This window comes from Pseudomonas sp. NPDC087342, assembly GCF_044744265.1.
Classification (GTDB): domain Bacteria; phylum Pseudomonadota; class Gammaproteobacteria; order Pseudomonadales; family Pseudomonadaceae; genus Aquipseudomonas; species Aquipseudomonas nunensis.
Genome location: NZ_JBIUXZ010000040.1, coordinates 1 through 24,324, shown reverse-complemented (window position 1 = coordinate 24,324; position 24,324 = coordinate 1). Strand labels below are relative to the sequence as shown.

The window sequence follows — 24,324 nt, the reverse complement described above, 5'->3', positions numbered from 1 at the left end:
GGTCTGCATACGCTTGCGGCCTTCGAACGGGAACGGACGAGTCACCACCGCAACGGTGAGGATCCCCATTTCCTTGGCCACTTCGGCGATGATCGGCGCAGCACCGGTACCGGTACCGCCGCCCATGCCAGTGGTGATGAACACCATGTTGGTGCCCTGCAGGACTTCGGCAATGCGCTCACGGTCTTCGAGAGCGGCCTGACGACCTACTTCAGGGTTGGCGCCGGCGCCCAGACCTTTGGTCACACCGGTACCCAATTGCAGGATGGTCCGCGCGCCGATGGATTTCAGCGCCTGGGCATCAGTGTTGGCGCAGATGAACTCAACGCCTTCAATGTTGCTTTTGACCATGTGATTTACGGCGTTTCCGCCGCCACCGCCAACACCGATAACTTTAATAACCGGGCTTGCGGGGATGTTGTCTACGAGTTCGAACATTTTCCCTCTCCTTACATTCTCTAGTTTTTTCGCCTACTGCGTTTGTTGCGGTGTTGCGGTAATTCTTTAGAAGTTGCCTTGTACCCAGCTCTTGATGCGATCGAGCAAGGCGGGTTTGGCTTCTTCATTGCTGTAACTGTCGCGGCTGCTGATGCCCGAGAACGAAATCCCGTCGGACTGCTTTTGCAGGCCGTACATCAACAAGCCAACGCCAGTGGAATAAATCGGGTTGCGCACCACGTCATCCAGGCCCTTGACGCCATGGGGCACGCCCAGGCGGACCGGCATGTGGAAAATCTCTTCGGCCAGTTCGACCGCGCCTTCCATTTTCGACGTACCGCCGGTCAGCACGATGCCGGCCGGGATCAGGTCTTCGTAGCCGCTGCGACGCAGTTCGGCCTGGATCAGCGTGAACAGTTCGTCGTAGCGCGGCTCGACCACTTCGGCCAGGGCCTGGCGGGACAGTTCGCGCGGTGGACGGTCGCCAACGCTTGGCACCTTGATGGTTTCACCGGCACCGGCCAGTTTGGCCAGGGCGCAGGCGTAGCGAATCTTGATTTCTTCGGCGTACTGGGTCGGGGTGCGCAACGCCATGGCGATGTCGTTGGTCACCTGATCGCCCGCAATCGGGATCACCGCGGTGTGACGGATCGCGCCTTCGGTGAAGATCGCGATGTCGGTGGTACCGCCGCCGATGTCCACCAGGCACACGCCCAACTCTTTCTCGTCGTCGGTCAGGACCGAATACGCGGAAGCAAGCTGCTCGAGAATGATGTCGTCGATTTCCAGACCGCAGCGACGCACGCATTTTTCAATGTTCTGTGCAGCGTTGACGGCGCAGGTCACCACGTGGACCTTGGCTTCCAGACGTACGCCCGACATGCCCAGGGGCTCACGAACGCCTTCGTGGTTATCGCTCACGTAATCCTGCGGCAGGGTGTGCAGCACGCGCTGGTCAGCCGGGATCGCCACGGCCTGGGCAGCGTCGAGGACGCGCTCAAGGTCGGCGGCGCTGACTTCGCGATCACGAATCGCCACGATGCCGTGGGAGTTCTGGCTGCGGATGTGATTGCCCGCCACGCCGACGAACGCCGAGTGGATCCGGCAACCGGCCATCAGCTGCGCTTCTTCGATGGCGCGCTGGATCGATTGCACGGTGGACTCGATGTTCACCACCACGCCTTTCTTCAGGCCGCGGGACGGATGAGTGCCGATCCCGACGATTTCCAGCGTGCCGTCGTCCGAGACCTCGCCTACCAGCGCCACCACCTTGGAGGTGCCGATATCGAGACCGACGATCATTTTGCCGCTTTGCACGTTTGCCATGGGTCCTGCCTCTTCTTAATTCTTCGCGACAGCGGGTTGGGCTGTCGTGGGCGCTACAGGTTCCCGCCAGCCAACAGCGAGGCCGTTGGCGTAGCGCAGATCGATGCGCGCAATGTTCGTAATCTGTTCTTTAAGCGTTTTGTCGTAGATGGCAATGAAGCGGCGCATCTTTTCCACCAGGTTGCCGCGTCCCAGCAGCAGTTCGATTCCCGGGCCGGAACTGCCGGCACCGGTGGTCAGGAACCAGCTGCCTCGTTCACGCAATTCCAGGCGTGCAATCGAGAAGCCCAATGGCCTGAGCATCTGGCTCAGCACCTGGTATTGCTGCATCACTTGCTGCTGGGCCCGTTGTGGACCGAACAGCTGTGGCAAGTGTTCGTAGTTCGCCAGCTCACGCGGGGTGAACGCCTGGCCCTGGTTGTTCAACAGCGACTCATCGCCCCAACGGGCCACCGGCAGTTGTTCTTCCAGGCGAATCACGACTTGATCCGGCCACACCCGACGCACTTCGGCGTGGGCAATCCATGGCATCGTTTCAAGCTCGGTACGCATGCTCTCCAGGTCGATGGTGAAGAAGCTCGACGCCACGTACGGGGCGATCCGCTGCTGCACTGCTTGCTGGCTGATGTAACTCAAGTCGCCCTGCACGTTGATCTTGGTGATCGGCCGGTCGGCGTAGGGCAGCAAACGCTGCGCGCCTTCGTAAGTGCCGAACCCCAGCGCTACCAGCAGCACTGGCCAGAACAAGGCTTTGAGAAAACCAAAATTGGCTTTCGGCAGGCGCGCAGACATCGGCTCTTTGGCCACCATTCGGCTGGCACCCCGCGGCACCGGCTTGCGGCCGGGTGGTGCGGGGGGCTGATGTCTCAGCTGAGCGCCTTGCATGGTCTTAACCTCGCGGCTCGTTGTTGCCGGCAATGCTGGCGGCCAGAATCGCCAGAACCAGTTGCTGGAAATCCAGGCCGGCGGCACGGGCCGCCATTGGCACCAGACTGTGATCGGTCATGCCCGGTGCGGTGTTGACTTCGAGAAACCAGAACTGCCCGTCGGCGTCCTGCATCACGTCTGCCCTGCCCCAACCGGCGATACCCAGCGCCTCACAGGCTTTCGCCGTCAGGTCCATCAGTTCTTTTTCTTTGGTGCTGTCCAGGCCACAAGGGATCCGGTACTGGGTATCGGAAGCCACGTACTTGGCGTCGTAGTCGTAGAAGCTGTGCGTGGTGCCCAGGGCAATCGGTGGCAACACCTGGTCACGCAGGGTGGCGATGGTGAACTCCGGACCTTGAATCCATTGCTCGACCAACACTTGCGAATCGTAGGTACTGGCCGCTTTCCATGCGTCGATCAACTCAGACGCGGAAGTCACTTTGGCCATACCGATACTTGAACCTTCATGGGCCGGTTTGACGATCAAAGGGAAGCCCAGTTCCGTCGCCGCCGAAATACAATCGGCCTCGGAGCTCAGTACCGCGTGGCGTGGCGTCGGAATCCCGAGGCTGTGCCAGACCTGTTTGGTGCGCAGTTTGTCCATGGCCAGTGCCGAGGCCAAGATGCCGCTACCGGTGTAGGGAATGCCCAGGCATTCGAGCAGGCCTTGCATGCTGCCGTCTTCACCGCCACGACCGTGGAGAATGATGAAGGCGCGATCGATTTTTTCGTTGAGCAGGCGCTGCAGCAGGTCATCGCCCACGTCGAGGCCGAACGCGTTCACACCGGCGCTTTGCAGCGCTTCGAGAACCGCATTGCCCGACTTCAGGGACACCTCACGCTCGGCACTCTTGCCGCCGAACAGCACGGCAACGCGACCGAAATCTTTCGGCGCGAGGGTGGAGACGAGGTTGGCGTAAGCAGCAGTCATTTCAACTTCCCCACGGCAGGCGCGGCAACCGCGCCCACGAACAACGGACTGTTCAACAATTTCGGTGCGAGACCGCCGATATCACCGGCGCCCTGGCACAGCAGGATGTCGCCGGCGCGCAGCAGCGGCTTGACGATTGGCGCGAGGTCGACACCGCGCTCGATGTAGATCGGGTCCAACTGACCGCGCTGGCGAATGCTGTTGCACAGCTTGCGGCTGTCGGCACCCGGGATCGGCTCTTCGCCAGCCGGATAGACTTCCATCAGCAGCAGGACGTTGGCATCGGCCAGGACATTGACGAAATCGTCGTACAGGTCGCGTGTGCGGCTGTAGCGGTGCGGCTGGTAAACCATCACCAGGCGACGCTCCGGCCAGCCACCGCGTACGGCTTTGATCACTGCGGCGACTTCGGTCGGGTGGTGACCGTAGTCGTCGACCAGCATCACGCTGCCGCCGTCTACCGGCAGTTCGCCGTAGACCTGGAAGCGTCGGCCGACACCCTGGAACCCGGACAGGCCCTGGACGATGGCTTCATCGCTGACGCCCTCGTCAGAGGCGATGCAGATGGTCGCCAAGGCGTTCAATACGTTGTGGTTGCCCGGCATGTTCACCGAGACATCCAGCGGCTCGCGCTCAGGACGCAGGACCGTGAAGAAGGTCTGCATGCCTTGCTGGCGCACATTGATAGCGCGCACATCGCAGTCGTCGCCGAAGCCATAGGTGACCGTCGGGCGTTTGACCAGCGGCAGGATTTCACGCACCACCGGATCGTCCAGGCACACCACGGCCAAACCGTAGAACGGCAGGTTGTGCAGGAACTCGACGAAGGTTTTCTTCAGTTTGTTGAAGTCACCGTCGTAGGTCGCCATGTGGTCGGCGTCGATGTTGGTGACCACGGCCACCAACGGCTGCAAGTGCAGGAAACTCGCATCGCTTTCGTCGGCTTCGGCGATCAGGTAGCGGCTGGTGCCGAGTTGGGCATTGGTGCCCGCAGCATTCAGACGGCCACCGATGACGAACGTCGGGTCCAGGCCACCGGCCGCGAACACCGAAGCGATCAGGCTGGTGGTGGTGGTTTTGCCATGGGTACCGGCGACGGCGATGCCGTGGCGATAGCGCATCAGCTCGGCAAGCATTTCGGCACGCGGCACCACCGGGATCCGGCGTTCCAGGGCGGTGGCGACTTCCGGGTTGGAGGTGTTCACGGCACTGGACGTCACCAGCACATCGGCGTTCGCGGCGTTCTCGGCACGGTGGCCGATATAGATGTGCGCACCGAAAGATTCCAGGCGCTCGGTCACCGGCGAAGCTTTGAGGTCGGAACCGGACACTTCATAGCCCAGGTTCAACAACACTTCGGCGATACCGCACATGCCCACGCCGCCGATACCGACGAAGTGGATGCGACGGATGCGGCGCATTTCCGGGTGCGGCATGGCTTTCTGATTCTCAACCATGGGCCACCTCCAGGCAGGTGTCGACGACGTTACGGGTTGCATCGGGTTTCGCCAGGCGGCGGGCCGCGTTGGCCATGTCATTGAGTCGTTGCGGTTGCATCAGGACCTCTGTCAGGCGCGCGGCAAGATCTGCGGCGCCAGTCGTTCTTTGCGGCATCAGGAAGGCAGCGCCTTCACGGGCCAAATATTCGGCGTTGCGGGTCTGGTGATCGTCGATGGCGTGGGGCAAAGGCACCAGCATCGAGGGCAGACCGGCGGCGGCCAGTTCACTGATGGTCAATGCGCCTGCACGGCACACCACCAGGTCGGCCCAGCCATAGGCTTGAGCCATGTCTTTGATGAACGGCTGCACTTGCGCCTCGACGCCAGCCTCGCGATAGCGCTGCGCAGTCACTTCATCGTGATTTTTGCCGGCCTGATGGAACACTTCCGGGCGCAGGTCGACGGCGACTTGCGACAGGGCTTCAGGCAGCAACTTGTTCAACGGTTCTGCGCCCAGGCTTCCGCCCAGGATCAGCAAACGCGCCTTGCGACCGGCCAGGGCTGGTCGCGGTGTTTCGAGGAACAGCTCGGTGCGCACCGGATTACCGGTGGTCCGACGGCTGTCCGACAGGGTAAAGGTGTCGGGGAACGCTTCACAGACTCGGGCGGCCAACGGCATAAGCAACCGATTGGCGGTACCGGCCACGGCGTTCTGCTCGTGAACGATCACCGGTACGCCGGACAGTTTGGCTGCGACGCCACCAGGGCCGGTCACATAACCACCGAAGCCGACCACGCACACCGGCCGCAACCGGCGAATGATCGCCCGCGCCTGCCAGACCGACTTCAGCAACATGAACGGCGCCTTGAGCAGCGACAGCTTGCCCTTGCCGCGCAATCCGCTGGCGTTGATGCGATGCAGCTCAAGACCGGCCGCCGGGACCAGATCGTTTTCGATGCCGCGTGGCGTACCGAGCCAATGCACGGTGTAGCCGCGGGCCTGGAATTCGCGCGCGCAGGCCAGTGCCGGGAACACGTGTCCACCGGTGCCGCCCGCCATGATCAATACGTTAGCGCCCATGGGTCGACTCCTCGGCGAAGTCGCTTTCCTGGAATTCGGTCTCTTCGCTGCCCAGATGGGTTCGACTCTCCCACTCGATGCGCAGCAACAAGCCCAGACAGGCACCACAGATCACCAACGAACTGCCGCCGTAACTGAGGAACGGCAGGGTCAAACCTTTGGTCGGCAGCAGGCCGACGTTCACGCCGATGTTGATCAGGAACTGACCGATCCACAGGAACGACAAACCGTAGGCAATGTAGGCGGCGAAGAATTGCTTGGCCTTCTCGGCCCAATAGCCGATGTACATGCCGCGAATACACACAAAGACGAACAGCGCGACCGTGCACAGCGAACCCACGGCACCCAGCTCTTCGGCCAACACCGAGAACACGAAGTCGGTGTGGGCTTCCGGCAGGTAGAACTGTTTCTGCACGCTGTTACCCAGGCCCACACCCAGCCATTCGCCGCGACCGAACGCGATCAAGGCTTGGGACAACTGATAGCCGGCGCCGAACTGGTCGGCCCATGGGTCGGCGAAGTTGGTCAGACGCGCCATTCGATACGGCTGCACTTGAATCAACAGCACTACCGCCGCGACCGCGAGCACCACCATCAAGGAGAACCGGAACAGCCCGACCCCGCCGAGGAACAGCATCGCCGCTGCCGCACCCATCATTACGACGGTGGCACCGAAGTCCGGCTCCATCAGCAACAGGCCGGCCATTGGCAGCAGAACGATGAATGGCTTGAAGAAGCCCATCCAGCTTTCGCGCACTTCTTTCTGGCGACGCACCAGGTAACCGGCAAGGTAGATCACCACGAACACCTTGGCGATCTCGGACGGCTGAACGTTGAAGAAGCTGAAACCGATCCAGCGCATCGAGCCGTTCACTTCACGGCCGATCCCCGGGACGATCACCATCACCAGCAAACCGAACGCGCCCAACAGCATCAGCCAGCCCAGGCGCTGCCAGGTGGCGATCGGGATCATCAGGGTGATGACGCAGGCTCCCAGGCCCAGAACGATATAGATCAGGTGGCGAATCATGTAATACAGCGCGCTGCCCGACTGCGCGGCAGCAACTTCGGTCGATGCCGAGGCGATCATCACCAGCCCGAGGCCGATCAAGGCCAGGCAACCGGCGAGCATCGGGAAGTCGAGGTCGATGCCGCGCCCGGTGATGATTGGCGATGGATACGGCTTGATGATATTTCGCAGGCTCATGCCAGATCCTCCACAGCGCGGACGAACTGGTGACCACGGTCTTCATAATTCTTGAACATGTCGAAACTGGCGCAGGCTGGCGACAACAGCACCACGTCACCGGGGTGCGCAGCGGCGCGGCATTGCTCCACGGCTTCGACCAGCGAACCGACACGGATCAGCGGCACGGCATCGCCAATGGCTTCGCCGATCTTGTCGGAGTCGCGGCCCATCAAAATCACGGCGCGGCAGTTGGCCGCCACCGGATCACGCAAATCCTTGAACTCGGCACCTTTGCCGTCGCCACCGGCGATCAGCACGACCTTGCCATCAATGTCCGAACCCAGTCCTTCGATGGCGGCCAGTGCGGCGCCGACGTTGGTGGCTTTGGAATCGTTGTAGTAGCCCACGCCGTCCAGGTCACGGACCCATTGGCAGCGATGTTCGAGGCCAGCGAAGGTGCGCAGGCTCGACAACATGGCATCGAACGGCAAGCCAACGGCATGCCCCAGCGCCAGTGCCGCGAGGGCATTGGACTGGTTATGCGCGCCACGAATCTTCAATTCGCGCACCGGCATCAGGTTCTGGAATTCGAAGGCCAGATATTTCTCGCCATCCTCTTCGCGGATACCGAACGCCTTGAAATCGGGTTTGCTCAGACCGAAGGTCCAGCATGGCTGACCCTCGCCCATCAACGGACGGCTCAAGGCGTCCTGACGGTTGACCACAAACTGCTTGGCTCCGCGGAAGATCCGGTGCTTGGCCAGGTGATAGGCCGGCAGGCCGCTGTAGCGGTCCATGTGGTCTTCGCTGACGTTGAGCACGGTCGCCACTTCGGCGTTGAGTTGATCGGTGGTTTCGAGCTGGAAGCTCGACAGTTCCATCACGTACAACTCGACGTCGTCGCTGAGCAAGTCCAGCGCCGGGGTGCCGAGGTTGCCGCCGACCGCCACACGCTTGCCCGCCGCAGCGGCCATCTCGCCGACCAGGGTGGTGACGGTACTTTTCGCGTTGGAACCGCTGATGGCGACAATCGGCGCTTTCGCGTTACGCGCGAACAGCTCGATGTCGCCGGACAATTTCACGCCACGGGTGGCGGCAGCCTGCAGGGCCGGGGTCGCCAGCGCCAGGCCGGGGCTCACGTAGAGCTCGTCGGCACGGCACAGGAATTCGACGTCCAGCTCGCCACAACGCACTTCCACGTGCGGATAGTCACGCTTGAGCGTGGCCAGTTCCGGTGGATTTTCCCGCGTATCGGCCACGGCAAACGACGTGCCCCGGTTCGCCAGGTAGCGAACCAGGGACATGCCGCTCTTCCGAGGCCGACAACGATGCGGAAGTGGTCAGAAGCGATCAGAGACACTCGTTCTACCTCAGCTTCAGGGTGGCAAGGCCGACCAGTACGAGAATCACGGTGATGATCCAGAAACGGACGATCACGCGCGGCTCAGGCCAGCCCTTGAGTTCAAAGTGGTGGTGGATCGGCGCCATGCGGAACACGCGGCGCCCGGTCATCTTGAAGGAGGCCACCTGGATGACCACCGACAGGGTTTCCATCACGAACACGCCGCCCATGATGAACAGGACGATTTCCTGACGGACGATCACCGCGATGGTGCCCAGGGCTGCGCCCAGCGCCAGCGCGCCGACGTCGCCCATGAAGACTTGTGCCGGATAGGTGTTGAACCAGAGGAAGCCCAGGCCCGCACCGATCAACGCGCCGCAGAACACGATCAGTTCACCGGCGCCGGGTACGTAAGGGATCAACAGGTATTCAGCGAACTTCACGTTACCCGACAGGTAGCAGAAGATCCCCAGACCACCGCCCACCATCACGGTCGGCATGATCGCCAGGCCGTCGAGGCCGTCAGTCAGGTTGACCGCGTTGCTCGAGCCGACAATCACGAAGTAGGTCAGGACCACAAAACCAATGCCCAGCGGAATGCTGTAGTCCTTGAGCATCGGCAGGATCAGGGTGGTTTCCACCGGAGTCGCTGCGGTCATATAAAGGAAGATTGCCGCGCCGAGGCCGAACACCGATTGCCAGAAATACTTCCAGCGGCTCGGAAGGCCTTTCGAGTTCTTCTCGATCACCTTGCGGTAATCGTCGACCCAGCCGATGGCGCCGAACAGCAAGGTCACCAGCAACACGGTCCAGACGTAACGGTTGCTCAGGTCAGCCCACAGCAACGTGCTGACGCCGATGGACGACAGAATCAACGCGCCGCCCATGGTCGGGGTGCCGGATTTGGACAGGTGCGATTGTGGACCGTCATTACGAACGGACTGGCCGATCTGACGGTTCTGCAACGTGCGGATCATCCACGGGCCATAGCACAGCGACAAAACCAGCGCGGTCAGCACACCGAGAATCCCGCGCAGGGTCAGGTACTGAAAGACCGCGAAGCCTTTGTAGAACTGTTGCAAGTACTCCGCTAACAGCAGCAGCATTAATGTTTCTCCAGACTGGACCCGCACAAAGCGGCGACGATGTTTTCCATCGCAGCGCTACGCGAGCCCTTGATCAAAATAGTGGTGTTTGTATCTTGCTCGGCGCCCAGGGCTTCGATCAGTTCAGCCTGGGTGCTGAAGTGAAAGGCCTGCGGGCCAAATGCGTTCACGGCGTGAGCCATCATTGGCCCGACTGCGTAAAGCGCGGAAACCTTGCCACGGGCGTACTCGCCCACGTCGCGGTGCCCCTGCTCTGCCCAGTCGCCCAACTCGCCGATATCCCCGAGCACCAGAACGGTGCGTCCGGAAAAGCCGGCGAGTATATCAACGGCGGCGCACATCGAGGTGGGGTTCGCGTTGTAAGTGTCATCAATCACGCGCATGCCGTTGGTCGCCAGTTGCGCGACGGTGCGGCCCTTGACCGGCTGAACCGCGCCCAGGCCAGTGGCGATGCCGAACAGCGACACGCCCAAGGCATGCGCAGCAGCGGCAGCGGCCATGGCATTGGCGACGTTATGGGTGCCGAGCAGGTTCAGTTGAACCCGTTCCACACCTTCAGGACTGTGCAGGTTGAAGGCCGGGCAACCGCGAGCATCGCGATCGAGGTCGCTGGCGTAGAAATCGGCGCTTGGGTTGTTCAGGGCGAAGGTCAGCACTTTGCGGCTGCCAGCGCGGGCCTTCCAGATACCGAACGCCTTGTCGTCGAGATTCAGAACGGCGACGCCATCGGCATCCAGCCCTTCGATAATCTCGCCCTTGGCTTCAACGATTTTGTCCGGCCCGCCGAACTCACCGACGTGGGCGGTCCCGGCGTTATTGAGGATGGCCACGTGGGGTTTGGTCATGCCCACGGTGTAGGCAATTTCACCCAGGCGCGAAGCACCGAGTTCGATCACGGCGGCGGTGTGTTCCGGCGCCAGTTCGAGCAGGGTCAGCGGCACGCCGAGGTCGTTGTTCAGGTTGCCACGGGTCGCATGCACCGGACCGCGGGTGCGCAGGATGCTCGCGAGCATTTCCTTGACCGTGGTCTTGCCGCTGGAACCGGTCACTGCTGCGACCGGGTTGCTATAAGCAGCACGGTTCAGCGCGCCGAGTTGACCGAGGGCCTGGCGAGTGTCTTTCACGACGAGTTGCGGCAAGGTGCTGTCGGCGACTTCGCGCTCGACCAGTGCCGCGACGGCGCCTTTACCGGCAACGTCATTCAGATAGTCATGACCATCGAAGCGCGGACCGGTCAGGGCAATAAACAACTGGCCTGGCTTGATCGCGCGGCTGTCGATGCTGACACCGTCGAAACTCGCGTCGGCAGCGACCAGACGAGCATTCAGCGCGCTGGTCAGTTCGCTCAGCTTCAAGGCTTTAAGCATGGGCCACCTCCCACGCGGTCAGGGCGTGATCAGCCTCGACCAGATCGGAGAACGCGTGGCGCTCGCCATTGATTTCCTGATAGTCCTCGTGACCTTTACCGGCCAGGACAATCACGTCATCCGCCGAAGCGCTGGCGATCAATTGCGCAATCGCCTGGCCACGGCCCGCGACGAAGGTGACTTTATCCACAGCGGTAAAACCGGCGCGGATGTCATCGAAAATCACCGATGGATCTTCGGTGCGCGGGTTGTCGTCAGTGACCAGCACGCCATCGGCCAGGCGCTCGACCACTTCAGCCATCAGCGGACGCTTGCCGCGATCGCGATCACCACCACAACCGAACAGGCACAGCAGTCGGCCTTTGGCGTGGGGGCGCAGGGCCAGCAAAACTTTTTCCAGCGCGTCGGGGGTGTGGGCGTAATCGACCACCACCAGCGGCTGAGTACCGCCGCCCAGGCGCTGCATGCGACCGGCGGGGCCTTCGAGTTTCGGCAGGACCTTGAGGATTTCGTCCAGCGCGTAGTCCAGGCCGAGCAAGGCACCGACCGCAGCCAGAACATTGCTCAGGTTGAAACGACCGAGCAAGGTGCTGCGCAAATGGTGCTCGCCTTGTGGCGTGACCAACGTGGCGCGTACGCCTTCGTCATCGAACTGCGCTTCGCGGCAATACAGGTAGGCGCTGGAGTTTTCCAGGCTATAGGTGATCAGGCGCGACTCACGCTTATCAGCAGCGAGTTCGCGGCCGAATTCGTCGTCGAGGTTGATCACCCGGCATTTCAAATTGTTCCAGGCAAACAGCTTGGCCTTGGCTTCGCCGTAGGCCTGCATGGTGCCGTGATAGTCCAGGTGGTCGCGGGACAGGTTGGTCATCACCGCCACATCGAACGCCAACGCAGTCACGCGACCCTGATCCAGACCGTGGGAAGAAACTTCCATGGCCACGGCTTTGGCCCCGGCCTTTTTCAGGTCGGCGAGGGTCGCTTGTACGGCAATCGGATTCGGCGTGGTGTGCAGGCCGCTTTCCAGCGAGCCGTAGAAACCGGTGCCCAGGGTGCCGACGATGCCGCAGTGCTGACCGAGCAGGTCAAGCGCCTGGGCGACCAATTGCGTCACGCTGGTTTTGCCGTTGGTGCCGGTGACGCCGACCAGGTTCAGGTGACGGCTCGGGTCGCCATAAAAGCGCCCGGCAATGTCCGACAGCTGCGCCGCCAGGCCTTTGACCGGAATCAGCGGCACGTCAGTGATCGGCAGCACGGTGGCACCGTCGACTTCATACGCCACGGCAGCCGCGCCACGCTGCAACGCGTCGGCAATGTGCGCACGCCCGTCGAATTTGCCGCCAGGGACGGCGAGGAACAAATCGCCTGCCCGCACGTTGCGGCTGTCGAGGGTCAGTTCGCGGATCAACAGATCACGACCGGCATGCGCGAAAATCTTGTTCAGACTCAGAGACATCAGCCGCGCCCTCCATTGGCTTTCAGCGGAACGACCGGTGTAGCGTTGGCCTGTTGGGTCGGTGGCAGGTTGTCCGGGGTGATGTTCATCAGGCGCAAGGTCCCGGACATCACTTTGCTGAACACCGGCGCCGATACCAGGCCACCGAAGTAACCGGCCTTGGACGGTTCATCGATCACCACAACAATGGCGAAACGCGGATCGCTCATCGGGCCGAAACCGGCGAACAGCGATCGATAGGAATTCTCGGCGTAGCCTTTGGTGCCCACCGACGTTTTACGCGCGGTACCCGACTTGCCGGCCACGTGATACGCCGGCACCTGCGCACGGAATACACCGCGTGGGGCCTCGATCACCTGGGTCAGCATGCCTTGCATGGTCTTCGCGACTTTTTCCGGGATCACCTGGGTGGTCTGCGGTGGCTTGTCGGTCTTGATCAGGGTCAGCGGCGCGATGCGACCGTTGTTGGCCAGCGCCGAGAAGGCGTGAACCAGTTGGATCGCTGTCACCGAAATACCGTAGCCGTAGGACAGCGTGGCGGTTTCAGCCTTGCGCCATTCGCGGTAGTTCGGCAGGTTGCCGACGCGCTCGCCCGGGAAGCCCAGGCCAGTGTCCTGGCCGAGGCCGACTTTCTGCGCCAGACGGAAAATGGTTTCGCCGCCGATATCGAACGCGACCTTACTCATGCCGACGTTACTGGAGTTGATCAGGATGCCGGTCAGATCGAGCACCGGACCTTCGGTCTTCGAAACGTCCTTGATGGTGTACTTGCCGATCTGCAGGCTGCCCGGATACACCTCGACGGTGTCGCTCGGCTTCCAGCGCCCGGTTTCCAGGGCGGCACTCATGGAGATCGCCTTCATGGTCGAACCGGGTTCGAACACGTCGATCATCGCGCGGTTACGCATCATCGCCGGTTGCAGGTTGCGACGGTTGTTGGGGTTGTAGGTCGGCTGGTTGACCATGGCGAGGATCTCGCCACTCTTCACGTCCATGATCACCAGGCTGCCGGCCTTGGCGCCGTTCTCGATGATCGCGTTACGCAGCTCGCGGTTGGCCAGATATTGAAGACGCAGGTCAATGGACAACGCCAAGGGCTTGCCGGCCTTGGCGTTTTTGGTGACCTGAACATCCTTGATCAGCCTGCCGCGCCGATCCTTGATGACCTGTCGCTTGCCGGCGACTCCAGCCAGCCATTCGTCGTAGGCCAGCTCGACGCCTTCGCGCCCGTGATCGTCAATGTCGGTAAAGCCGACCATGTGCGCGGTGACTTCACCGGCCGGGTAGAAACGGCGGAACTCTTCGATGCCGTAGACGCCGGGCACTTTCAGGTCGAGCACCGACTGGCCCTGCTCGGGGGTCAACCCGCGCACCAGGTAGATGAATTCTTTATTGGCCTGGGCTTCAAGGCGTTCGGTCAGTGCTTTCGGATCCTGACCCAGCGCGGCTGCCAGTGCTGGCCACTTCTCTTTGGCCAGCTGCATTTCCTTGGCGTTGGCCCACAGAGTGGTGACCGGGGTACTCACGGCCAAAGGCTCGCCGTTACGGTCGGTGATCAGACCACGGTGAGCCGGAATAGGAATGTGACGAACGCTGCGCGCATCGCCCTGACCTTTAAGGAAGTCACGGTCGACCACTTGCAGGTCGATGATGCGCCAGCAGATTGCGGCCACCATGATACCGAGCAAACCCAGGACCACGCGGAACCGCCACGGGAAGAGTGCGCCTTCGAGTTTCATCATGGCGCCACCATCCGTACTTCAGCGGCGCCGGGAATGCGCATCTTCAGTTGTTCGGTGGCCAGCACTTCGATACGGCTGTGGGCGGTCCAGGTGCTCTGTTCGAGAATCAACCGGCCCCACTCGGCCTGCGCCTTGTCGCGCACGCTCAACTCGTTGTACAGCGAGTTCAATAGCTGACGGTTCCAGTGGGCGCTGTAAGACACACCGATGGCCGACACGAGCACGCCAACAAACAGCAGCAGCATGAAAAAGCTTCCGCCGGGAAGTGGCTTGGCGAAAAGCTTGCTCACCGCAGCTTCTCCGCGACGCGCATGATGGCGCTACGGGAACGTGGGTTGGCTTTGAGTTCGGCCTCGGAGGCGGACTGCGCTTTGCCATGGACTTTGATTTTGGGTTCGAAAGCAACGTGACGAACCGGCAGGTTGCGCGGCAGGTTGTCGGCTTCGCCTTTCACCAGTTTGCGCATGAACAGTTTGACGATGCGGTCTTCCAGCGAATGGAAGCTGATGACCACAAGGCGACCACCGACTTCCAGGCATTCCAGAGCGGCTTCAAGGCCGGCTTCCAGATCGCCCAGTTCGTTGTTGACGTGAATACGCAGGCCCTGGAACGCACGGGTGGCCGGGTTTTTGCCCTTTTCCCATGCAGGGTTGGCGACTTTCAGGACTTCGGCCAGGTCGGCAGTACGCTCGAACGGCTTGATGTCGCGGCGCTCGGCCACGGCACGGGCCATGCGGCCGGAGAAACGTTCTTCGCCGTATTCCTTGAACACCCGGGCGATTTCTTCCACCGGCGCGGTGTTGACGAATTCGGCAGCGCTGATCCCGCGTGACGGGTCCATGCGCATGTCCAGCGGGCCATCGTTGAGGAAACTGAAGCCGCGCTCAGGGTCGTCGAGCTGTGGCGACGAGACGCCAAGATCGAGCAAAACGCCGCTGACCTTGCCCGCCAGACCGCGTTCGACGACTTCCGAACCGAGCTCGGCAAAGCTACGCTGCACAACGACAAAGCGGCCGTCTTCGGCCGCTAGCGTTTGCCCGGTGGCAATCGCTTGAGGATCTTTGTCGAATCCGAGGAGCCGGCCGTCAGGGCCGAGCTGGCTGAGGATCAACCGACTGTGTCCGCCACGTCCGAACGTGCCGTCCAGATAGCAGCCATCAGGACGTACGGCGAGAGCCTCCACGGCTTCGTCGAGCAGTACGGTGATGTGGTTAAAGCCGCTATCAATAGTCACAGGATCAAATCACGCAGTTCATCAGGCATCGCGCCCGGTTGTTGAATAGCAGCCAGGTCAGCGGCAGAAACCGCATCCCAGGCATCCTCGTCCCATAATTGGAACTTGTTCAGTTGGCCTACCAACATTGCGCGCTTATCCAACTTGGCATATTCGCGCAGACGCGGCGGAACCAGAAAACGACCACTGCCATCGAGCTCGAGGTCGACGGCATTACCAATCAGCAAACGTTGCAGGCGGCGGTTCTCTTCGCGAAGCGAAGGCAGTGCGCGCAGTTTGGTTTCAATAATTTCCCACTCATCGAGGGGATAAACACACAAACACGGATCAACGGCATCGATGGTGACGATCAGTTGACCGGAACTACGCGAAACCAACTCGTCACGGTACCGGCTCGGCATAGCGAGACGGCCCTTTGCATCGAGACTGATTGCATTAGCTCCGCGAAACACGTCAGCGTTTCTCCAATTTTTAGCGTTTTGAGCTCAAAAAACCCACTTCATGCCACTTTTCGCCACTTGCGCACACTATAGGAATGCGCCCACCACACCGTCAAGGCGCGGATTAAAGGAAAAGCCTTACAGAACGGAGATTTAGGAGCGTAAAAGGAGGGGTAACGGGAATATGGCGTATGTTTTTGCTCAATAACTTGATTCAGCACTGATGGCTGCGCTCGAAAGTTAATGTAATTTGTTAAGAGTAAGATTTTTTCGGTATTACGACGGAGGGTCTGCTGGTGTTTATGTACGGAGGGAAATCGGTGTTGCGGGGTGTTTTGCGCATAGCCGGAATCACTGGCTAATCGATATCATAAAAACCCTTCGCCAGTCATTACGGACAAAGGGAAATTGTGGGCACCGATGCCCTGCTCAATGATTAAAGCAGGGAAAGAAAATAAGGTGGAGAGTCGATCTGTAAGCCGGGTTCTGTCTTGAACAGTCATTCGTCTACGATGGCCATCACTGGACATCTTTAGCAACCTACCCGGTCCCAGCGCGGGCCACGCCTTGGGACCCTATTTGGTCTTGCTCCAAGTGGGGTTAACATAGCCACGAACTGTTGCCAGACGTGCGGTGCGCTCTTACCGCACCTAATCACCCTTACCGGCGCCGACGCGCTAAGGCGGTTATTTTCTGTGGCACTTTCCGTAGGCTCACGCCTCCCAGGCATTACCTGGCACTTCGCCCTATGGAGCCCGGACTTTCCTCCCCCCCCTAATTTTCATAGAGGGCAGCGACTGTCCAATCGACTCTCCGCCGCGAAGGTTAACGGCAGAGCGGCCGAAGAACAAGCGCTAAACGCCTTTGGCCACTCCTGCGCGTCGGGTTTTTACTCGCCCTTCTGTTTATCCAGCGCGACTTGATAGAGAACATTCTTGCGCTCGCCGGTAATTTGCGCCGCCAGGGCTGCGGCACGCTTGAGCGGCATTTCTTCGAGCAACAGATTGAGGATACGCATCGCTTCGCTGCTGACCGCGTCTTCCGTCTCCGGTGCCGACCAACCCGCCACCAGCACCACGCATTCACCGCGCTGCTGATTGCTGTCGGACTCGACGAATTCACGCAACTCGGCGAGCGGCAAACCCTTGAGGGTTTCGAAGGTCTTGGTGATTTCCCGGGCCAGCAACGCCGGGCGCTCGCCGCCGAATACCAGTTCCATGTCCTGCAGACACTCGAGAATCCGGTGCGGGGCCTCATAGAAAATCAGTGTGCGCGGCTCTTCCTTGACCAGCTCCAGACGAGCCCGACGCCCGACGGCCTTGGCCGGCAGGAAGCCCTCAAAGATGAAACGATCCGAGGGCAAACCCGCCGCCGACAATGCCGCGATCAAGGCGCAAGCACCCGGAACCGGCACCACATTGATCCCCGCCGCGCGCGCCTGGCGCACCAGGTGATAACCCGGATCGGAAATCAGCGGCGTCCCGGCATCGGAGATCAACGCCACATCGTCGCCGGCCAGCAGGCGCTGGATAAAACGACTACCTTCATCCCGTTCGTTGTGTTCATGGCAAGCGGCCAATGGTGTCGCAATGCCGAAGTGCTGCATCAAACGCTGGGAATGACGGGTGTCTTCGGCTGCAATCAACGCCACCTCACGCAGGATTTTCAGCGCACGGGCACTGATGTCGTCCAGGTTGCCGATGGGCGTCGCCACCACATAAAGCGAGCCAGCAGCGGAATTCAAAGCACCTGGAGCAGTCAAAGCGCACACCTCATGATCGGTAAAAGTCGCCATTGTAGCGCGTAGTGACACTTGCGACGCGCGCAAGCCACCCTTGGTTTCGGGGCCTTTTGTGCAGTGCTGCAACATTTGCACGAGCTAAATTGATCGATTCACGCCAGTAACATCGCGCCCCGGCCAGTGCTTGGGTACAATTCCACGCTAATTTGATCGAGTATCAGGAACACTACATGATCGCTTGCCTGCGGCTGTTCACTGCCCTCTGCCTCGCTGCCTTGTTGGCGGCTTGCGCCAGCTCGCCCTCCTCCAGCCTTGGCGAACTTCCACGGACCCCGGATGCCAGTATCGAGCAACTGCTCGAAAAGGCTGCCCAGAGCAAAACGCCGGAACAAGCTGCATTGTTTCGACTGAGCGCGGCAGACCTGGCTTACCGTCAAGGCAATGCCGGCCAGTCCGCGCAAATCCTGCAACAAGTGCCGATGGAACAACTCAAGCCTGGCCAACAGGTCTTCGCCAGTACCCTGGCGGCGGAACTGGCCATGGTGCGCAACCAGCCCAAAGCGGCGCTGACCGCCTTGAGCCATCCGAGTCTGGAACGCCTGGGTGAATTGCCAGTCGAGCAACAAGTGCGCACCGGCACCGTTCACGCCCGCGCCCTTGAAGCCGATGGCCAGACCCTGGCCGCCGCACGGGAGCGCATCTTTATTGCGCCGATGCTCGAAGGCGAAGCCGCTGCAAAAAACCACGAAGCGATCTGGACCCTGATCGCCTCGCTGCCTACCGATCAATTACAGCCGACCACCACCGACGACCTCGGCGGCTGGATGAGCCTGGCCCTGGCGGTGAAAACCGCCGGCACCCTGGAACAGCAGCAAGCCGCGATCGACGCCTGGAAAGCACAGAATCCAAAGCACCCGGCTGCGCTTCAATTGCCGCTGCCTCTGACCAAACTCAAGGAACTGGCTAGCCAGCCTCTGGGCAAGATCGCTCTGCTGCTGCCACAGGACGGCCCGTTGGCGTCGGTTGGCAAGGCGCTTCGTGACGGCTTCATGGCCGCTCACTACCAGGCGCAACAAGCCGGGCAGAAGCCGCCAGCCATTGTGTTCTATGACACCTCGAAGCTGACGTCGATGGACGAGTTCTATCGCAAGGCCCAGGCCGATGGCGTGCAACTGGTCGTCGGTCCACTGGAGAAGCCGCTGGTCAAACAGCTCAGCGCTCGCCCGCAATTGCCGATCACCACCCTGGCGCTGAACTACAGCGAAGGCGAACAAGGTCCGGCCCAGCTGTTCCAGTTCGGTCTTGCGGCTGAAGACGAAGCTCGCGAAGTGTCCCGTCGCGCTCGCGCCGACGGCCTGCATCGCGCCGCCATCATGGTGCCGAAAGGCGAATGGGGCGACCGTGTCCTGAGAGCCTTCAGCCAGGACTGGCAAGCCAACGGCGGCAGCATCGTCGCAACCGAACGCGTCGATCAGCCAGTGCAACTGGCCCAGCAAATCGCCGACATGTTCCAACTGCGCCAGAGCGAAGGTCGCGCCAAAACCCTGCAGAGCACTGTTGGCTCGCAAGTCGCCGCGCAACCTTCCCGTCGCCAGGACATCGAGTTCATCTTCCTTGCTGCCACCCCGCAACAGGCGCAACAGATCAAACCGACCCTGAACTTCCAGTACGCCGGTGATGTGCCGGTCTACGCGACGTCCCACGTGTTCAGCGCCAGCGGTGACGTGAACCAGTACAACGACATGAACGGCGTTCGCTTCTGCGAAACCCCATGGTTGCTGGATGCCAATGATCCGCTGCGCAAACAGGTGACTGCACAATGGCCACAGGCCGGTGGCAGCCTTGGCCGCCTGTACGCGATGGGTGTTGACGCCTATCGCCTGGCACCGCGCCTGGGGCAACTCAAGGCCTTGCCGGACAGCCGCATCGAAGGTCAGTCGGGCAGCCTCGGCATGACCCAGAACCAACGTGTGGTACGCCAGTTGCCGTGGGCACAGTTCGTCAACGGCCAGGTTCAACGCCTGCCGGACACCCCGCGCTGATGCCTGACAGGTCACGCCAACAAAGCGGTCAGGATGCCGAGCGCCATGCGCTCGAGCATCTTCAACAACAGGGTCTGCGCCTGCTGGCGCAGAACTGGTTGTGCAAACGCGGCGAGCTTGATCTGGTCATGCTTGATGGCGATACAGTAGTATTCGTTGAAGTCCGCTACAGAAAAAACACTCAATGGGGTGGCGCGCTCGATAGCATCGATGGGCGCAAACGGCAGAAACTGATTTTCGCCGCGCAGTATTTTCTTCAGCGCGAGTCGCGTTGGGCCAATTCCCCTTGCCGTTTCGACGTGGTTGCCATCGACAGCAGCCTTGATCAGTTGAACTGGTTGCAGAATGCCTTCGACAGCTGATCGCTTGCACCCCGAACCGGACACCTTCACCCAACACTTTTGCTCTTTGCTTTGCGGGCTGCACATTCATGTGCCAAGTAGCCGCGCTAATTAAGGTCACACAGATGGACATGCAATCCCGAATTCGCCAGCTTTTTCAGGCCAGTATCGACACCAAGCAACAGGCGATGGACGTACTTGCACCGCACATCGAGCAAGCCAGCCAGGTGATGGTCAACGCCCTGCTCAATGAGGGCAAAATGCTTTCCTGCGGCAACGGCGGTTCCGCCGGTGACGCCCAGCACTTTTCGTCGGAACTGCTCAACCGCTTCGAACGCGAGCGCCCGAGCCTGCCAGCCATCGCGCTGACCACCGACAGCTCGACGATCACCTCGATCGCCAACGACTACAGCTACAACGAAATCTTCTCCAAACAGATTCGCGCGCTTGGCCAGCCGGGTGATGTATTGCTGGCAATTTCCACCAGCGGCAACTCGGCGAACATTATTCAAGCGATCCAGGCCGCACATGATCGCGAAATGATTGTCGTAGCATTGACCGGTCGCGATGGCGGCGGCATGGCATCGCTGCTTTTGCCTGAAGACGTCGAGATTCGCGTACCGGCCAATGTCACCGCACGTATTCAGGAAGTCCACCTGCTGGCGATCCATTGCCTTTGCGACTTGATCGACAGCCAACTGTTCGGGAGTGAAGAATGACCCCTAATCGCCTAGGCCTTCTGGCCTTGACCCTGTGCCTCGGCATCAGCGGCTGCACCTCGGTGGTTAAAGCCAGCCGTGAAGCGCCGATTGAAGATGACCGCGGCACGCGCACCTTCGGCAGCAAAATCGACGACTCCCTGATCGACACCAAGGTCGGCGTGAACGTCGCCAAGGCTGATCCGGCGCTGGACAACGACTCGCACATCGTCGTTACCAGCTTCAACGGCATCGTACTGCTGGCCGGGCAAACGCCGACCGCAGACCTCAAGGCCAAGGCCGAACAGGCTGCCTCCGCCGTTCAGCGCGTGAAGAAGGTCCATAACGAACTGCAAGTCCTGCCGCCATCCGGCTTCCTTGCGCGCCAGAACGACACCTGGCTGACCTCCAAGATCAAGACCCAGATGCTCACCGACCCGAACATCCCGGGCTCGCGCATCAAGGTCGTGACCGAGAACGGCATCGTCTACTTGCTGGGCCTGCTGACCAAGCAGGAAGCCGATCAAGCCACCAGCCTGGTGCAGAGCGTTTCCGGTGTGCAAAAGATTGTGAAGTTGTTTGAGTACATCGACTGACACCGCACCTCTGCAAGAGTCAGGCCTTCCGGCGAAGGCGCCTTCCAGATCGCCTTCGCCGGCAAGCCTGGCTCCTACAGAAGTAATAAAAAAGGCGATCCATTCGGATCGCCTTTTTTATTACTTCACGACCTTCAAACTAGGTCGACCGCTGGGACGCGGCGGTTCGTTGTCGGGTGGCGGGACATCATCATCCGGCTCGATCTCTTCATCGTCTTCCATAGGCGACTCCAGATCAAACACCATGCCCTGGCCGTTCTCCCGGGCGTAAATGCCCAGGATCGACGCGATAGGCACGAACAGGGTGTGCGGCACGCCACCGAAGCGCCCTTCGAAGCTGACCGCTTCGTTGTCCATGTGCAAATGACGCACGGCAGCCGGCGATACGTTCAGGACAATCTGTCCATCACTGGCGAAACCTTGCGGCACCTGCACCGACGGATATTCGGAATTGACCAGCATGTGCGGGGTGCAATCGTTATCAACAATCCACTCGTAGAGCGCGCGGACCAGATAAGGTCGACTGGAGTTCATAGCGGCTCCTTAAGCCTTAGCGCATATCGCGTTCGACACCAGACAGACTCGCCTGGAAAGCCTCACGCGCGAAAGAGCGCTCCATGTAATCAAGCAGCGGCTTGGCAGGCCGCGGCAGTTCAATACCCAAAATCGGCAAACGCCAGAGTATTGGCAATAGGCAGCAATCCACCAGACTTTGTTCCTCACTGAGGAAAAACGGCTTGTCGGCGAACAACGGCGACACGCCTGTCAGGCTTTCGCGCAGCTCTTTACGAGCGACAACGCGGGCGGCTTCCTTGGACCGGGAATCCAGGATCAGATCCACCAGGCCACACCAGTCACGCTGAATACGATGAATCAGCAGACGGCTGTTTGCACGCGCCACAGGATAAACCGGCAGTAAAGGCGGGTGCGGGTAACGCTCATCCAGATATTCCATCACCACGGTCGACTCCCACAACGCCAGGTCACGATCGACCAGGGTGGGCAAGCTACCGTAAGGGTTCACTTCGATCAGTTTAGGCGGCTGGCGACCAGCTTCCACATAAATGATCTCGGCGCTGACACCCTTCTCTGCAAGTACGATGCGTACTCGGTGGGAATAGTGGTCGGCGGGGTCGGAGTAACAGGCCAACCGATTGGTCACGCCCATGGCGGTCCTCCTCGCTTGTAGAAATTATCGGAAGCGGAAAAACGCGCGCGCCCAGAGGGCGCCTCCCGTAACGCCTGGCTTACCAGACTCGTTACACCTTCAGAGACGCCCCTGGGCGCGCGCGATTAACAGCAATTGCTTACAGCTTTATCAATGGACGTCTTTCCAGTATTCACGCTTGAGCAAGTATGCGAATACGAAGAAGAACGCCAGGTAGAGCAATACATAGGTGCCGATGCGCTGATGTTGCAGCTTTACCGGGTTAGCCGAGTAAGCGAGGAAGGTTACCAGATTCTTGACCTTCTCATCGAACTGCTCTTCGTTCAGGGCACCACTCTTCGGCACGATGGTCAGCTGATCGCACGCTTCATGAGTCAGCGGCGTACCGGTCAGCGGATCATACTGCTTCTTGCCGTCCTCGACGATTTGAACCTGTTTGCAGCCAACCACCTGGCGACCTTGCAGGCCGACCAGCACGTTAGGCATGCCGACGTTCGGGAACACCTTGTTGTTCACACCCCAAGGACGCGTCGGGTCTTCATAGAACGAACGCAGGTAGCCGTAGAGCCAGTCGGTGCCACGCACGCGAGCCACCAGGGTCAGGTCCGGCGGCGCTGCGCCGAACCAGGTCTTGGCGTCTGCCGGCTGCATGCCGATGCTCATGTGGTCGCCGATCTTGGCGCCGGTGAACACCAGGTTCTTCAGCATCAGATCATGCGGAATCCCCAGGTCGTCGGCAACGCGCTCATAGCGCTGGAACTTGGCACTGTGGCAACCCATGCAGTAGTTGGCGAACGTACGTGCGCCGTCCTGCATGGCCGCTTTGTCGGAAACGTCGATGTCGACTTTTTCCAGCTCCGGGCCACCGTGTTCGGCTGCGAAGGAGAACACTGGCAGAGCAGCAAGAATCAATACAGCAAATAGCTTTTTCATCAGCCAGTCACCCTTTCCGGAACCGGTTTGGTCTTCTCGAGCCTGGTGTAGAACGGCATCAGAATGAAGTAGGCGAAGTACAGGAAGGTGCAAATCTGCGACACCAGTGTCCGCTCAGGGGTTGGGGCCAATACGCCCAGCACGCCGAGGATCACGAAGCAGATGCAGAACACCCAAAGCCAGATCTTGCTCAGCCAGCCCTTGTAGCGCATGGACTTGACCGGACTGCGGTCGAGCCAAGGCAGGACGAACAGCATGGCAATCGAAGCACCCATGGCGATGACGCCCATGAGCTTGTCCGGAATCGCCCGCAAGATTGCGTAGAACGGTGTGAAGTACCAGACCGGAGCGATGTGCTCTGGGGTCTTGAAGGCGTTCGCTACTTCGAAGTTCGGCTTCTCGAGGAAGTAACCACCCATTTCCGGGAAGAAGAACACGATCGAGCAGAAGATGAACAGGAACACCACCACGCCGACGATATCTTTCACGGTGTAGTACGGGTGGAAGGCAATGCCGTCCAGCGGTACGCCGTTTTCGTCTTTGTGTTTCTTGATGTCCACGCCGTCCGGGTTGTTCGAACCGACTTCGTGCAGCGCCAGGACGTGCAACACCACCAGGCCGAGGATCACGATCGGCAGGGCCACAACGTGCAAGGCGAAGAAGCGGTTCAGGGTAATACCGGAAATCAGGTAGTCACCACGGATCCACTGGGTCAGGTCGTTGCCGATGACCGGGATCGCACCGAACAGCGAGATGATCACCTGAGCACCCCAGTAGGACATCTGGC

General features: G+C 60.5%; 23 protein-coding genes, 1 other RNA gene and 1 pseudogene. 4 read left to right on the top strand and 21 right to left on the bottom strand.

Translation table 11 applies throughout. The features are described from left to right. From ACIOYV_RS32620 to rsmI, 17 genes and pseudogenes are all read right to left on the bottom strand, one after another. A partial coding sequence (locus ACIOYV_RS32620; RefSeq protein ID WP_401330522.1) for a cell division protein FtsZ occupies positions 1-438 on the bottom strand: 438 nt, incomplete at its 3' end. 66 nt (positions 439-504) lie between these two features. Next, a complete protein-coding gene (gene ftsA / locus ACIOYV_RS32615) occupies positions 505-1,764 on the bottom strand; it encodes a cell division protein FtsA (RefSeq protein ID WP_401330519.1) in 1,260 nt (419 codons plus the stop codon). A 15-nt stretch (positions 1,765-1,779) separates the two neighbouring features. Next, a complete protein-coding gene (locus ACIOYV_RS32610) occupies positions 1,780-2,649 on the bottom strand; it encodes a cell division protein FtsQ/DivIB (protein WP_054045546.1) in 870 nt (289 codons plus the stop codon). 4 nt (positions 2,650-2,653) lie between these two features. Then, a complete protein-coding gene (locus ACIOYV_RS32605; RefSeq protein WP_401330515.1) occupies positions 2,654-3,622 on the bottom strand; it encodes a D-alanine--D-alanine ligase in 969 nt (322 codons plus the stop codon). Further along, on the bottom strand, positions 3,619-5,079 hold the full coding sequence (gene murC, locus ACIOYV_RS32600) for a UDP-N-acetylmuramate--L-alanine ligase (protein WP_054045551.1): 1,461 nt from the start codon (positions 5,077-5,079) through the stop codon (positions 3,619-3,621). Before murC ends, ACIOYV_RS32605 begins: the two co-directional genes overlap by 4 nt. Beyond that, positions 5,072-6,142 (bottom strand): undecaprenyldiphospho-muramoylpentapeptide beta-N-acetylglucosaminyltransferase, encoded by a 1,071-nt coding sequence (gene murG, locus ACIOYV_RS32595; protein ID WP_054045552.1) that lies wholly within the window; start codon positions 6,140-6,142, stop codon positions 5,072-5,074. The genes murC and murG overlap by 8 nt, the downstream gene beginning before the upstream one ends. Continuing rightward, positions 6,132-7,349 carry a putative lipid II flippase FtsW gene (gene ftsW / locus ACIOYV_RS32590; RefSeq protein ID WP_054045554.1) on the bottom strand — a complete coding sequence of 406 codons (1,218 nt, stop codon included), beginning with the start codon at positions 7,347-7,349 and terminating at the stop codon, positions 6,132-6,134. The genes murG and ftsW overlap by 11 nt, the downstream gene beginning before the upstream one ends. Next, positions 7,346-8,691 (bottom strand): annotated as a pseudogene (gene murD / locus ACIOYV_RS32585) (UDP-N-acetylmuramoyl-L-alanine--D-glutamate ligase). The gene ftsW and the pseudogene murD overlap by 4 nt, the downstream one beginning before the upstream one ends. Before the next feature lie 5 nt (positions 8,692-8,696). Further along, positions 8,697-9,779, bottom strand: coding sequence for a phospho-N-acetylmuramoyl-pentapeptide-transferase (gene mraY / locus ACIOYV_RS32580; protein ID WP_054045558.1), 1,083 nt, complete (start codon positions 9,777-9,779; stop codon positions 8,697-8,699). Continuing rightward, on the bottom strand, positions 9,779-11,146 hold the full coding sequence (murF, locus tag ACIOYV_RS32575; RefSeq protein ID WP_401330509.1) for a UDP-N-acetylmuramoyl-tripeptide--D-alanyl-D-alanine ligase: 1,368 nt from the start codon (positions 11,144-11,146) through the stop codon (positions 9,779-9,781). Before murF ends, mraY begins: the two co-directional genes overlap by 1 nt. Further along, positions 11,139-12,602, bottom strand: a complete 1,464-nt coding sequence (locus ACIOYV_RS32570) for a UDP-N-acetylmuramoyl-L-alanyl-D-glutamate--2,6-diaminopimelate ligase (protein ID WP_401330506.1) — start codon at positions 12,600-12,602, stop codon at positions 11,139-11,141. Before ACIOYV_RS32570 ends, murF begins: the two co-directional genes overlap by 8 nt. Beyond that, positions 12,602-14,341, bottom strand: coding sequence for a penicillin-binding protein 2 (locus ACIOYV_RS32565; RefSeq protein ID WP_177331412.1), 1,740 nt, complete (start codon positions 14,339-14,341; stop codon positions 12,602-12,604). The genes ACIOYV_RS32570 and ACIOYV_RS32565 overlap by 1 nt, the downstream gene beginning before the upstream one ends. Then, positions 14,341-14,634, bottom strand: coding sequence for a cell division protein FtsL (gene ftsL, locus ACIOYV_RS32560; RefSeq protein ID WP_123410156.1), 294 nt, complete (start codon positions 14,632-14,634; stop codon positions 14,341-14,343). Before ftsL ends, ACIOYV_RS32565 begins: the two co-directional genes overlap by 1 nt. Then, on the bottom strand, positions 14,631-15,578 hold the full coding sequence (rsmH, locus tag ACIOYV_RS32555) for a 16S rRNA (cytosine(1402)-N(4))-methyltransferase RsmH (protein ID WP_054045569.1): 948 nt from the start codon (positions 15,576-15,578) through the stop codon (positions 14,631-14,633). The genes ftsL and rsmH overlap by 4 nt, the downstream gene beginning before the upstream one ends. Beyond that, on the bottom strand, positions 15,575-16,030 hold the full coding sequence (gene mraZ, locus ACIOYV_RS32550) for a division/cell wall cluster transcriptional repressor MraZ (protein ID WP_008147486.1): 456 nt from the start codon (positions 16,028-16,030) through the stop codon (positions 15,575-15,577). Before mraZ ends, rsmH begins: the two co-directional genes overlap by 4 nt. Positions 16,031-16,477: 447 nt before the next feature. Continuing rightward, positions 16,478-16,831, bottom strand: an RNA gene (gene rnpB / locus ACIOYV_RS32545) — RNase P RNA component class A. A 76-nt stretch (positions 16,832-16,907) separates the two neighbouring features. Beyond that, positions 16,908-17,813 carry a 16S rRNA (cytidine(1402)-2'-O)-methyltransferase gene (rsmI, locus tag ACIOYV_RS32540; protein WP_163912037.1) on the bottom strand — a complete coding sequence of 302 codons (906 nt, stop codon included), beginning with the start codon at positions 17,811-17,813 and terminating at the stop codon, positions 16,908-16,910. 176 nt (positions 17,814-17,989) lie between these two features. Between rsmI and ACIOYV_RS32535 the strand changes: the two genes are divergently transcribed. From ACIOYV_RS32535 to ACIOYV_RS32520, 4 genes are all read left to right on the top strand, one after another. Beyond that, a complete protein-coding gene (locus ACIOYV_RS32535) occupies positions 17,990-19,801 on the top strand; it encodes a penicillin-binding protein activator (RefSeq protein WP_401330501.1) in 1,812 nt (603 codons plus the stop codon). Further along, positions 19,801-20,163: a YraN family protein gene (locus tag ACIOYV_RS32530; RefSeq protein WP_083471265.1), complete on the top strand. Its 363-nt coding sequence runs from the start codon at positions 19,801-19,803 to the stop codon at positions 20,161-20,163. The genes ACIOYV_RS32535 and ACIOYV_RS32530 overlap by 1 nt, the downstream gene beginning before the upstream one ends. A 104-nt stretch (positions 20,164-20,267) precedes the next feature. Next, on the top strand, positions 20,268-20,861 hold the full coding sequence (locus ACIOYV_RS32525; RefSeq protein WP_007904374.1) for a phosphoheptose isomerase: 594 nt from the start codon (positions 20,268-20,270) through the stop codon (positions 20,859-20,861). Continuing rightward, entirely contained in the window at positions 20,858-21,436 is a 579-nt protein-coding gene (locus ACIOYV_RS32520) for a BON domain-containing protein (RefSeq protein ID WP_054045576.1), read from the top strand. Before ACIOYV_RS32525 ends, ACIOYV_RS32520 begins: the two co-directional genes overlap by 4 nt. Positions 21,437-21,556: 120 nt before the next feature. On the opposite strand, the gene ACIOYV_RS32515 is transcribed toward ACIOYV_RS32520, so the two are convergent. From ACIOYV_RS32515 to ACIOYV_RS32500, 4 genes are all read right to left on the bottom strand, one after another. Then, entirely contained in the window at positions 21,557-21,970 is a 414-nt protein-coding gene (locus ACIOYV_RS32515) for a ClpXP protease specificity-enhancing factor (protein WP_054045578.1), read from the bottom strand. A 16-nt stretch (positions 21,971-21,986) separates the two neighbouring features. Then, a complete protein-coding gene (locus ACIOYV_RS32510) occupies positions 21,987-22,604 on the bottom strand; it encodes a glutathione S-transferase N-terminal domain-containing protein (RefSeq protein ID WP_008155978.1) in 618 nt (205 codons plus the stop codon). 150 nt (positions 22,605-22,754) lie between these two features. Continuing rightward, positions 22,755-23,537 carry a cytochrome c1 gene (locus tag ACIOYV_RS32505; RefSeq protein WP_054045580.1) on the bottom strand — a complete coding sequence of 261 codons (783 nt, stop codon included), beginning with the start codon at positions 23,535-23,537 and terminating at the stop codon, positions 22,755-22,757. Continuing rightward, the coding region (locus ACIOYV_RS32500) for a cytochrome bc complex cytochrome b subunit (protein ID WP_401330495.1) at positions 23,537-24,324 on the bottom strand (788 nt) is incomplete at its 5' end. The genes ACIOYV_RS32500 and ACIOYV_RS32505, both read right to left, overlap by 1 nt.